Origin of the sequence: Peribacillus sedimenti (assembly GCF_046237635.1) — a bacterium.
In the GTDB taxonomy this organism is placed as follows: Bacteria; Bacillota; Bacilli; order Bacillales; family DSM-1321; genus Peribacillus; species Peribacillus sedimenti.
Genome location: NZ_CP143547.1, coordinates 892,225 through 904,578 on the forward strand (window position 1 = coordinate 892,225; position 12,354 = coordinate 904,578).

The following is a 12,354-nucleotide window of genomic DNA, read 5'->3' on the forward strand; positions in this document are numbered from 1 at the left end:
TCTTCGATATTCAAGAAAAATATCAAAAAACGTCATCAAGTTTAAAAGCTTATCCAACAAAAAATCTGACCGTTGTAAACCCGGCCAGATTAGGTATGAAGGGACCCATTTTATGCTCGCATGCGATGCCTCCAATAAAACGCATAGATTTTTGCTTTTTTATATCACTCTGTTGAAACGGAGGGATCTGCCTGTTCCTTCACAGGTACAACTTGTAGGAAATGTTTAGAAGGATCTTGAAGCAGCTTCTCTAGTGAAGAAGCCTCTTCAGCCTGACCTTGCTGGAGCAAAAGGCCTACATATGTCCCAAGAAGCTCAGTGACATCCTGGATACCATGTTCTGAAAGTCTTTCAATAGAAACATTAGCACCTTTTGCAATCCTTCTTTGAACGGCTTCTTTTGTTAATCCTGCTTCCGGCTGGTGTCTTAAATATACGACTCCTCCTGTCATCCCAGCACAAATCCATGGACCTGGATCTCCCAAAACCATCCCCCTTCCGTTTGTCATATATTCGAACGCAAATCCTTTAATATTTGAGTTGACAGCTATGTTACCTTGTTCTTTGCTGTCAATAGGCTGCTTTAATAGTCCGCCGATGATCATATCGGCTCCTGACAGCCTGATGCCTGCACGTGCATCTGCATCTCCCTGGGCAACCAAGAGTCCTTTTTGAGCCCCGTATCCAAAACCTTTGCCAACAGAACCATTGTAGAACTTTCCATCCTTGCCTGGGGACTTAAAGATTAAAATGTTTCCGCCAATAGCTGTTTTGCCCGCGCCGTCCTGTGCACCGCCGCTGACTTTGATGGATATGCCTTCGCTATTATAAGCACCTAGACCATTGCCTGGGATAGATCCATCGAGATAAGAAAGATGTACAGGCGGCAGCGATTTATAGGAGCCATCCAGGCGGCCTCGAACCCTGTGGCAGGACACTCTGCTTCCCAGCACACGCTGTTCCGATGTAATAGAATGATATACTCTTGACTCATGCAGTTCTTGGACACGCGAATCCAGATACTCTGCTCCAACAGCTACCTGCAAGGCACCGTCATCAATTGAAGCCGCAGCTTCGCTATGGGAAAGCTGGCCAATATCCAGTGTTTTTAGCAGGAAAGTAAGGTCCAGGTTTTCTTTTCCTTTGTCCTGGACAAGCAGGTCAGAGCGTCCAACAATATCCTGCAAATTAGTAAAGCCCAGAGATGCCGTCAAGGCTCTTAATTCATTGCCGAATGCGGTAAACATGTTAGTCAGTCCCTGGACCGCCAAATCGAATTTACGCGGTACGAATCGGCGCAATCCATGCTCTTTAGCCTGAGCTTCTGTTTCAATTTGGGTGGCGATTCCAACATGGCATGTATCAAGGTGGCAGCCCCGGCAAGTTGTACAGCCAACCGCAATCATGGATAATGTTCCAAATCCGACTCTGTTAGCACCTAAAAGCATGACTTTTAGAACATCAAGGGAGCTCTTTAAGCCGCCGTCAGCCCAGATTTCTACATCCTGTCGCAACCCAGCTTCCAAAAGCGCATTGTGAGCTGCCTTTACACCGATTTCCACTGGCAATCCTACATGCTGAAGAGCATGAATCCTTGCTGCACCCGTGCCGCCATCAAAACCAGAAAGGGTAATAATATCCGCCCCGGCTTTTGCGATACCCACTGCAATTGTACCGATATTTGGGACTACTGGGACTTTGACGGCTACCTTAGCTTTATCGTTAGCCGTTTTCAGTTCATCGATCATTTGGGCTAAATCCTCAATAGAATATATATCATGGTTGTTAGAAGGCGATATTAAATCGGAACCGATAGTAGCATTACGGGCTTCAGCAATCTTTGCCGTAACCTTTGATCCAGGAAGGTGTCCCCCTTCACCAGGCTTTGCGCCTTGACCAATCTTGATTTCCAGTAAATTGGACGAGTTCAGCAGTTCAGCGTTTACCCCGAATCTTCCTGAAGCTACCTGCTGGCCTCGTGATTTCGGATATTTTCCAAGCATGTCCTTAATTTCTCCGCCTTCGCCATTCATACTAATCATATTAAGCCTGTCTGCTGCCTCAGCATAAGCGCGGAACGCGATTTCATTTTGCGAACCAAATGACATGGACGCAATAACGAAAGGGAGGTCATGGTCTCCCACTGCAATGCTTACATATTCAGGATTAAGCGGTGTCTCCGATGTTTTCAAAGCAGTTAAATGGCGAATGGTCGTTGGATTTTGATCTTCCTGCTCTGTGATCTTTTCACGGTAAGCCGCATAATCTCCAGTTGATGCCACCTCGCCAATAGCTTTCCATATTCTAGGGAATAGATGGAAGGTTTTGCCCATTCTTTCTGTTCCATTGTTGTAATCAATGGCCCGCTGTTTAGCATCCTCCTTAAGAGCTTCCAGGTCCTCCCTTAAATTTTTAGACCCAAAGAAGTTCACAACATTTAAATATTCACCTATTTCTTCGTGCAAGCCGATGCCGGAGAATAATCTGCCATAACCTCTGAGCTCATGTATCCCAATTGTGGAAATAACCTTTTCAAGCCCTTTATTCAATGCGTGGTATAAATTTTTGGATGGCACTGGGTTATCATCCGAAAGGGAACGGAACATATAATATGGACTAATAAGGTTTGCACCAAGACCATATGCAACAATCAAGTCATGAAGAGACCTAATAGCTGCAGAGCGAAGCAGTATAGAACAATCCCTTCTCTTTCCTGTCTTAACCAGTGCCTGGTCAACAGCAGACGTCACAAGATGTGGATCCAGCCACAACTGTCCATCCTGGTGGGCGGACGCGTCATCAAGGATGATCAATGATTTCCCGCTATCTACCGCTGCGACGGCGTCTTCTGAAATTCGTTGCAAGCTTGTGCTAATGCTTTCATGTTCGGTAAATGTAGCCGAAATAAAATGACAAAGCTGTTTTTGCTGGAAGAAATCGACAAGCTGATCATAGCTCGGCTGATAAACCAAAGATGAACACTCATACCCAGTCGTTCCTTCAATTAATACGGGGGAAAGCAATTCTACTACCTGGCCAGCTTGTTCCGCTTTAAATAGAGAAGGGCGCTTGCCGATAATTGTTCTTGTGGAAAAATGTTCAGTCTCCCTATCACGGTCAATCGCAGGATTGGTTACAACAGCAACGCTTTCTTTAATATAATCTGCAAGGTTCTTACGCTGAGGATTAAGAGCTGCCAATGGTGCATCATGCCCCAGAGAGCGGATAGGCTCTACGCCCTTTTCAGCCATTTGTTCGAGAAGCTGTACATGGTCACGTTCCCATCCGAATGCTTTATATTGCCCATTTTGGATTGGGGAAGCCTGATCCGCATTAATAATACTGTTTAATAAAGGCGGATTCAGTCTAGTATGGTCTGAGGAAAGCATGAACCTCTTGTTATAACGCTCGAAAACCTCGTCCTGATATTCCTTGTAGTTAAAAAGTTTGATAGAGTCACCGACCCATTTTAGGCCAATTTTTTCTCCGGGACCGATTGGCTTTGGGTCGCCCGAATATTCTGAAGCAGGAATGATACCGGGCTCAGAGGAAAACATAAAGGATGTTTCCGTCTGGATATTCCACAGAGGGCGAAGACCCAAGGCATCCACTGAAAATACCGCCTCATCTCCAAATCTCGAGATGATGCCTGCAGGTCCCTGTGCAAAATGGCCCCATGCTTCCCTCAGATAGGTATACAGATTCTGAAGATGCTCTGGATACAGTTTAATTTCATTAATAATAGGCGGGAATAACAAATCAATAGATTCAAATAATGAATACCCATGACGGGCGATAAAGGTCTCGATTGTCCTGTTTAAATCCTGGGAATCAGATCCATCCTTTACAAGCGGGACGCCTACCAGTTTAGCTTCATCACGAAGCTTTGCAATTGTGTTGATTTCCCCATTATGGCCAAGCACGCTGAATGGCTGAACCCGGAAGAAGCTGGATAATGTGTTGGTAGAATAACGGTTGTGCCCCAGAGTCATCGTCGACGCAACCAAAGGATCTGCTAAATCAGGATAATATTGAGGAAGAATATCTCCAGCGCCCATTACCTTATAGACAGCGTGATACTGGCTTAAAGAAGATACATGGACATGGTCGTTTTTCTCAATATCCACAGACAGATCAAAGAGAATGCCAGACAGCGTCTGCGGATCGTTAACTTCTGAAGACAGGGCAAGCTGCCAGAAAATCGAGTTTTCCTGGATTGCAATTGGTCCGAGGGCAGATGAATGATATGCTTCATCTGTTTCATATAACACCGTAATTCCATATTTCAAAAGCTTTTCTTGTATATCGGCTTTTAATTCAGCTGTATCAGTCTTTCTGCTTAAGAATAAGTGGGCGACGATAAACCGTTCGCTATCAGCTAAAGCAGGATCGACTCCTCCATCTTGCAATTTCTGTTTCCAGAGAGCTCTCGGTATATCTATATGGATCCCGACGCCGTCCCCTTCTCCATTTATGAAACCGGCACGGTGGTTCATCGTAGCAAGCGCATCAATGACAGCATATATATTATCACGTGTAGGAGTTTTCTTTTTTTCAATAGATGCAACAATTCCGCATGCATCATGTTCCTGCTTGTAAAATTCCTTAAATAAATTCGGACTCCATTGTTGTGTCATAATCAGGCATTAATAAGGGAATACCTTATTGGCAGCCTTCACCTCCTATATGTTAAATCTGTTTTGTGCATACAAGGGATACAGAGAAACTCACGGGGTTTAAGCTTCATGAAAAGAGAGAATGATAGAGAAGAATATCACTTAGATGAAATGTTAAGAATAGTAAGTAAATATTATCACTTAAATTTTCAGAAATCAATTAATATACATAATATTGGATATTACTAAAAGAGGATATTTGTTACCAAAAACCTTATAAAGGTTATTGTAAACGCTTTCAAAATGTAGCTTTAATAATAAAACAGGGTGGAATTCCACCCTGAATATGAATAAAAAATGTATATTTATTTTTATATTTCAGCATTCCCCAGTGCCTTGAATGCATGTTCAACCGCTTTAAGGGTATATGAGATATCCTCCTCAGTATGGGCAGTAGTTAAAAACCATGCTTCATATTTAGAAGGGGCAAGATTGATTCCCTGATGCAGCATAAGTTTAAAAAATTTAGCAAACATTTCTCCATCTGTATTCTCTGCTTGCTCGTAATTCTCTATCTTCTCGGTTGTGAAGTAGATGGTTAATGCTCCTTTTAAACGGTTAATGGTGATTGGAACATTATATTCTTTTGCGGACTTTGTGATTCCATCTTCAAGCATTGAACCCAATTTGTCTAACTTTTCATAAACGCCTTCTTGTTCTAACACTTCCAGGCAAGCAATCCCAGACAGTATGGAAGCGGGATTTCCTGCCATGGTCCCAGCCTGGTAAGCAGGCCCAAGGGGAGCAACGGTTTCCATAATTTCTTTTTTTCCTCCATACGCTCCGATTGGAAGGCCTCCGCCAATAATTTTACCTAGAGCAGTCAAGTCTGGCTGGATGCCGAGAAGATCCTGGGCACCTCCATACATGAACCGGAAAGCTGTAATTACTTCATCGAATATTACAAGCGCTCCGGCTTTATGTGTCAGTTCCAGCACATCTTCAAGAAATCCAGGGTTCGGCTCGACTATTCCGAAGTTCCCGACAATTGGCTCTACCAGTACGGCTGCAATTTGATCTCCCCATTTTGCCAAAGCTTGCTTAAACGGTTCAATATCATTAAACGGAACTGTGATGACTTCCTGGGCAATGCTTTTTGGAACGCCTGCGGAATCCGGTGTCCCCAGGGTGGATGGGCCAGACCCTGCGGCTACAAGTACCAGGTCGGAGTGGCCATGGTAACAGCCCGCAAATTTTATCACTTTGTCTCGTCCTGTATAAGCTCTGGCCACGCGGATGGTAGTCATCACTGCTTCTGTTCCCGAATTGACAAAACGGACCTTTTCCATGAATGGCATGGCTTCCTTAAGCATTTTTGCAAACTTTATCTCATGAGGGGTGGGAGTGCCATAAAGTACCCCAGTTTCAGCTGCATGTTTGATGGCTTCCGTGATATGGGGGTGGGCGTGGCCTGTTATGATCGGTCCATATGCAGCAAGGTAATCAATATATTTGTTGCCATCCACATCCCAAAAATAAGCTCCATTGGCACGTTCCATTACGACAGGGGATCCCCCGCCAACTGCCTTATAAGAGCGGGAAGGGCTATTTACGCCTCCTACTATGTGCTCCAGTGCTTCTTTATGTAATTCTTCCGATTTTGTAAAATTCATGATTTATTGCCTCCTAAAATAACTGCGATACTGCATAATATATTCTACCACTTCTTATGCGTTTTGTTTGTTTTGGGAACTTCGTTTGGATAAACTATAGTTTTGGAGAAACAACATTATCGGAGGCATAAAAAATGACAAATGCGGTGGAAGTAAAACAGCTGAGGAAGGAATATAAAACTTATTCAAGCCGCTCAGGCTTAAAGGGAGCCTTCCGGGATCTTTTGACGAGAAATTATAAAGTTATTCCGGCTGTAGATAGTATCAGTTTTTCTATTAAGCAAGGGGAAATGGTTGCCTATATCGGAGAGAATGGAGCCGGTAAATCGACGACCATTAAAATGCTCACAGGAATTCTTACACCAACCTCCGGGACGGTTCGCGTAAATGGAATGGACCCGCATAAAGAAAGGGAGAAGTTTACCCGGACAATTGGCGTGGTATTTGGCCAAAGGTCTCAGCTATGGTGGGATATTGCCGTCCAGGAGTCGTTTAAGCTTTTGAAGAAAGTATACAAAGTGCCTGACCAGCAATATAGTAAGCATATGAATGATATTATCGAAACGCTTGATATCGGACCATTGCTAGATAAGCCAGTCAGGAAACTGTCGCTGGGGCAGAGAATGAGGTGCGAGCTCGCTGCAGCTTTAATCCATAACCCTCCGCTTTTGTTTTTAGATGAACCAACGATTGGGCTGGATGTGCTTGTTAAGGTCAAGATCAGGAAATTTCTCAAAGAAATCAATGAAAAATACAACACTACCATTGTATTGACTACACACGACTTAGCTGATATAGAAGCCGTATGTGACCGGGTTATTATGCTTGATGAAGGCAGGATCATTTATGATGGCGGCCTTCAGAACTTGAAAAATAATTGGGCAGAAGAAAAGGAGATTCATTTTCAATTTATGGAGGAAGTCCGTATGGATGAACTTGATTCGCTAAATCTTCCGTTTAAGACAACATGGGAGCTGGATGATAAAAATCAGACGTATATCACTCATGTTAGTGAAGAGAGCGATCATATAACGCAGCTTATTTCGGCGGTGGTAAGCAGATACAAAATAAAGGATGTTAAAATCCACGAAACTTCTATTGAAGAGATAGTAAGAAATATATATGAACAGGGCATGAGCTGACCGGTGGAAGCTGTTATCATGCAATCCTGACGAAAGGACAACAGGACCGTGGATAAATACATTGAAATGATCCGTATCCGTTTTCTAATGATGCTCGCATACCGGACGGACTATTATACAGGCATTATCATATACAGTATAAATATCGGAGCCTACTACTTCCTTTGGAGTGCCGTTTATGGAGACAGGGGATCGATTGAAGGGCTCACTTCTCTTCAAATGACGACCTATATTGCGATCGCCTGGATGGCAAGGGCGTTTTATTTTAATAATCTTGACAGGGAAATTGCTTCAGAAATAAAAGAGGGTAAAGTAGCTATCGAATTGATCAGGCCATATAACTATCTTTTGATGAAAACGATGCAAGGCCTTGGAGAAGGTATTTTTCGATTCTTTTTCTTTTCTATCCCAGGAATGCTCATTGTTGCATTAATATTCCCTTTGGATATACCCGCTGATCCAGGATTATGGGGTTACTTTGCATTGTCGCTGCTTTTAAGTTTCATAATTAATACCCAGATCAACCTTTTAACAGGAATTACTACATTTTTCTTTTATAATAATACAGGTCTGATCAGGGCAAAGCGTGTGGTGATAGATTTGTTTTCCGGTCTGCTGCTGCCGATAAGCTTTTATCCTGTCTGGGCACAGGAAATCATGAAATATTTGCCTTTTCAGGGAATCAGTTATATACCAAGCATGATTTTTACCAAGGGATTCGTTCATGCAGAGATTTTTCACATGATGGCACAGCAGCTGCTTTGGGTCATTATTTTGTTTATCCCTATTCAAGTATTGTGGATAGCAGCAAGAAAACAGCTTATTATTCAAGGAGGCTGACACGATGTTTTATGTTTCGATGTTCTTTCAATATGTCAGCCAATATATGAAGACACGGCTCCAATATAGAGCCGACCTGGTAGTTGAAATTTTCTCGGATCTTTTGAATCAGGCTGTCAATTTGATTTTTATCCTTGTAGTATTTGGACATACGCAGTTTTTGGCCGGCTGGTCACGCGATGAAATCATTTTTATTTATGGATTCTTTCTCGTTCCATATGCAATCTTTTCAGCTTTTTTTAATATTTGGGATTTTAATGACCGTTATATAGTAAAAGGAGAGATGGATAGGATCTTATCAAGGCCAATACACAGTCTATTTCAGGTCATTCTGGAAAGGATCGAATTGGAATCCCTTTTTGGAATTGTAACCGGCCTTGTAGTGATATTTTATGCGGGTTCGTCATTGAATGTGGAAATCGCCTGGTATGATCCGTTTCTGTTTATTCTATTTGCAGTTGGCGGTGCGCTTGCATATGCCGCAATATTTATAGCTATTGCGAGTATTGGATTCTGGTCGGATGCCAAAACCTCCATCATGCCAATGATGTACAACATTGGCAATTATGGCAGATATCCGGTAGATATTTATAATCAGGTGATACGTTTTGTGTTGACCTGGATTCTTCCTTTTGCTTTTGTCGGGGTTTACCCTGCAGCATATTTTTTAAGGAAAGAAGAATGGTTCGCATATTCGTTCGCGACTCCTGTAATAGGAATCGGATTTTTTGCATTGTCCGTCTTGATTTGGAATCAGGGTGTGAAAAGGTATAGAGGCGCAGGCAACTAAGCAGAGGACTTCCGCTAGCCGGGAGTCCTTTAATCTTGTGCCGGGCAGCCTCTTACTCTTCGTTTGGAGATTATAAATGATGAATTTTTGTAATATTGAAATAGATGCAATTGACGGAATCCATTGTTTAGAGGTATTTTTACAGAGCGGAGAGTACTTGGAATCTCTAAGCCATTTGGTGGGCCATTCTATCCTAAACAAGCAAATTTGAAAAAGGGGAGAGGTTATATGATCTATCGGACATTAGGGGGAACGAAAGAAAAGATACCTGTGATCGGGCAGGGGACATTTAAATTCGGAGAGGACAAGGGCCAGGCAAAACGTGAGATTGAGGCTTTAAGGTTCGGTATAGAAAACGGAATGACATTAATCGATACGGCAGAAGGTTATGCGGACGGGGGGGCGGAACGCATTGTTGGAGAAGCGATTTCAGATGTCCGTAAAGATGTGTTTCTGGTTACAAAGGTATTAAGGAAAAACTGCACATATGAGGGAATTCTTCAGTCAGCCGAAGCAAGCCTGAAACGTTTAAATACTACATACATTGATTTATATCTGCAGCATTGGCCAAATCCTGATATCCCGCTCGAAGAAACGATGCGAGGATTTACAGAGCTATTGAGAACAGGTATGGCCAGACATATCGGCGTGAGTAATTTTTCTCCGGAATTATTGCAGGAAGCCCAAAGTTATTTAGGGGATCATAAAATAGTGTGCAATCAAATAGGGTATCATTTGAATGACCGTACCATAGAACTAAGCCTTGTCCCATATTGTACAGAGCATAATGTTACGATCATGGGTTATTCTCCGTTTGGATATGCTCCTCAATTATTTGGCAATAAAGGATTTCCGGAGCAGGGAACAAAAGAGAGAAAAATATTGGATGCCATTGCCTGTAAATATGGCAAAACCGCATACCAGGTAGCACTCAATTGGATTCTCCGGCTGCCTGGTCTTGTAACGATTCCCAAAGCATCAAGTCTTTCGCATATGAAGGAAAATCTACAGGCACTGGGATGGGAGTTGGATGCGGAGGATGTCGCTCTAATTGAAGCCGCGTTTCCGGTAAAATAACAGTCTTTCCCGTCATATAAAATGGGACCAGAGAGTAGAAATAGATATACAAGCTCTTATGAAAGTAGGGCATATCATGTTCTATTTCCTGGTTTCAGCCATTATTTTTTGTATGGGCATGAGTATTCGGACAATTTTTGTAGGGAACAAGACGGAAAAAAAGATGTCCGTGGAAATGCTCATGTGGATTGCTAATCTATATGGGACCATTCTCATTGGTTTTTCATTATTATATTTATTATTTGAGCTAAAGCAGTATTCGGTTATCCTCGACAATGGAATGCGGATTCAGGGAGGATTTTTCAAGCAGCTGGAAACCGCTTTTTATTTTAGTGCCATGACGATGTTTTCTGTTGGATATGGGGATGTAAGCCCGATTGGAATAGGCAGAATCATTGCTATTGTCCAAGCTTTTATAGGATATACTCTGCCTGCGGCATTTATTTTACGTACTGTAATCGATATTGACCAGCAGGACAATGAAGAATAAGATTGGGTGCTGAGGTGCAATTAGGTATGATAAACCAAAATTTATTAGGAGGACACTGCAAATGCCTGTAGAAATTGGAAAGGCTGCTCCAGACTTTACATTGAAAGCCAGCAACGGAGAAAATGTTTCTCTAGCTGAGTTAAGAGGGAAGAACGTAATTCTTTATTTTTATCCGAAAGATATGACTCCCGGCTGTACAGAGGAGGCTTGTAATTTTAGGGATGTGCACGAGCAGTTCACGGAATTGAATACCGTCATTATCGGGATAAGTCCAGATCCTGTCGCCCAGCATGAAAAATTCATCGATAAGTATGGCTTGCCTTTCCTGCTTTTAGCTGATGAAAATCATGAGGTTGCAGAGTTATATGATGTTTGGAAGTTGAAGAAAAATTTTGGAAAAGAATATATGGGGATCGAGCGTTCTACCTTCTTGATAGATACTGAGGGTATTGTAGAGAAAGAATGGCGCAAGGTAAAAGTAAAAGGTCATGTGGAGGATGCTTTGCGCTATTTAAAGGAAAAATAATACGCAGCTGGGATGTGGCAACTGGCGAGCTGCGTGCCTATTTTTTGGTTGTCAGGCTATTGTCCAACTCATTTATAATAGCTGGCGAATATGATTTATCAAGGGAATACCTCCTCAAAGTTTTCTTTAGCGGGCACTGAGCCCGCATTTTTTTATTGGAAGTACACTCGTACGACCTACAGTGTTAGAATCTTTTATGTAATTACTATTTGGAGGATGTGTGCATTGAATATACTAGCTACATTTTTGGCTGATACCAGCCAGCAAAAATATTTACAGAATAAATTTCCTGAAGTGAGCATTCTTTTCCACGATGGATTACATATAGATGATCCCGCTCTTAAAGACGCAGAGGTCCTCGTTACATATGGAGAGGATTTAACAGCCCTGCATATCCAAAGAGCTAAGAATTTAAGATGGATAATGGTTATTTCCGCAGGGCTGGAACTAATGCCGTTATCATCTATAGCTGAACGCAATATATTGGTTACAAATGCGCGTGGAATCCATAAGATCCCAATGGCGGAATATACAATTGGAATGATCCTTCAACATGAAAAACAGTTGAAAGAGTTTTTAAATAAGCAACAGCAGCGTATATGGAATCGAGATATCCAATTAGGAGAATTGCATGGTAAAACAATGCTGGTGATGGGCACAGGAGCAATCGGGGAAGAAATCGCACGATTGGCTAAGGCCTTCCGTTTACACACTGTTGGAGTTAACAGAACCGGCGGGAGAGTAGAGAACTTTGATGAAATTTATGCATTCGATGAAATTGCCGAATGTTTGCATAAGGCTGATTATGTAATATCTGTACTACCCAGCACACCTGAGACGGAAGGAATGCTAAAGGAAGAACATTTCAATAGAATGAAAAATGGAGCGGTCTTCATTAATATTGGACGGGGAAACTTATTTAAGGATACGGATTTGTTAAAGGCGTTGGAAAATAAGGTAATTGCACGTGCTGTACTGGATGTTTTTAATGTTGAGCCTCTGCCTGAGAATCACCCTTACTGGACTCATGAGAGCATAACAGTGACACCGCACATCTCAAGCCGCACAAAAGGATATATGCCTCGCGCGATGGAAATATTTGAACAGAACCTATTCGAGTATCTAAGTGGTGGAAAAAACTTTATAAATGTGATTGACCTTCACAGGGGATACTGAATAGAGAAAAAAGACACTTGACTA

Annotated in this window: 10 protein-coding genes; 8 read left to right on the top strand and 2 right to left on the bottom strand. The window is 42.3% G+C overall.

Going from position 1 to position 12,354, the window contains the following annotated elements; all coding sequences use genetic code 11:
• Nucleotides 1–164: 164 nt before the first annotated feature.
• Nucleotides 165–4,637, bottom strand: coding sequence for a glutamate synthase-related protein (locus V1500_RS04485; protein WP_409304408.1), 4,473 nt, complete (start codon nt 4,635–4,637; stop codon nt 165–167).
• A 350-nt stretch (nt 4,638–4,987) separates the two neighbouring features.
• Complete coding sequence (locus V1500_RS04490; RefSeq protein WP_409304409.1) at nt 4,988–6,289, bottom strand: glutamate-1-semialdehyde 2,1-aminomutase; 1,302 nt, start codon at nt 6,287–6,289, stop codon at nt 4,988–4,990.
• A 134-nt stretch (nt 6,290–6,423) separates the two neighbouring features.
• On the opposite strand from V1500_RS04490, the gene V1500_RS04495 reads away from it, so the two are divergent.
• The 8 genes from V1500_RS04495 (at nt 6,424) to V1500_RS04530 (ending at nt 12,330) form a co-directional block, all read left to right on the top strand.
• Nucleotides 6,424–7,431, top strand: a complete 1,008-nt coding sequence (locus V1500_RS04495; RefSeq protein ID WP_409304410.1) for an ATP-binding cassette domain-containing protein — start codon at nt 6,424–6,426, stop codon at nt 7,429–7,431.
• A 48-nt stretch (nt 7,432–7,479) separates the two neighbouring features.
• Nucleotides 7,480–8,271: an ABC transporter permease gene (locus V1500_RS04500; RefSeq protein WP_409304411.1), complete on the top strand. Its 792-nt coding sequence runs from the start codon at nt 7,480–7,482 to the stop codon at nt 8,269–8,271.
• 4 nt (nt 8,272–8,275) lie between these two features.
• Nucleotides 8,276–9,061 (top strand): ABC transporter permease, encoded by a 786-nt coding sequence (locus V1500_RS04505; RefSeq protein WP_409304412.1) that lies wholly within the window; start codon nt 8,276–8,278, stop codon nt 9,059–9,061.
• A gap of 76 nt (nt 9,062–9,137) precedes the next feature.
• A complete protein-coding gene (locus V1500_RS04510) occupies nt 9,138–9,272 on the top strand; it encodes a hypothetical protein (RefSeq protein ID WP_409304413.1) in 135 nt (44 codons plus the stop codon).
• Nucleotides 9,273–9,289: 17 nt separating this feature from the next.
• A complete protein-coding gene (locus tag V1500_RS04515) occupies nt 9,290–10,138 on the top strand; it encodes an aldo/keto reductase (RefSeq protein WP_409304414.1) in 849 nt (282 codons plus the stop codon).
• A gap of 76 nt (nt 10,139–10,214) precedes the next feature.
• Entirely contained in the window at nt 10,215–10,628 is a 414-nt protein-coding gene (locus V1500_RS04520) for a potassium channel family protein (RefSeq protein WP_409304415.1), read from the top strand.
• Between the two features lie 61 nt (nt 10,629–10,689).
• Nucleotides 10,690–11,154, top strand: coding sequence for a thioredoxin-dependent thiol peroxidase (gene bcp / locus V1500_RS04525; protein ID WP_409304416.1), 465 nt, complete (start codon nt 10,690–10,692; stop codon nt 11,152–11,154).
• Between the two features lie 216 nt (nt 11,155–11,370).
• The gene (locus V1500_RS04530; RefSeq protein WP_409304417.1) at nt 11,371–12,330 is read left to right on the top strand and encodes a D-2-hydroxyacid dehydrogenase; all 960 of its coding nucleotides are present in this window, start codon (nt 11,371–11,373) and stop codon (nt 12,328–12,330) included.
• Nucleotides 12,331–12,354 lie beyond the last annotated feature (24 nt).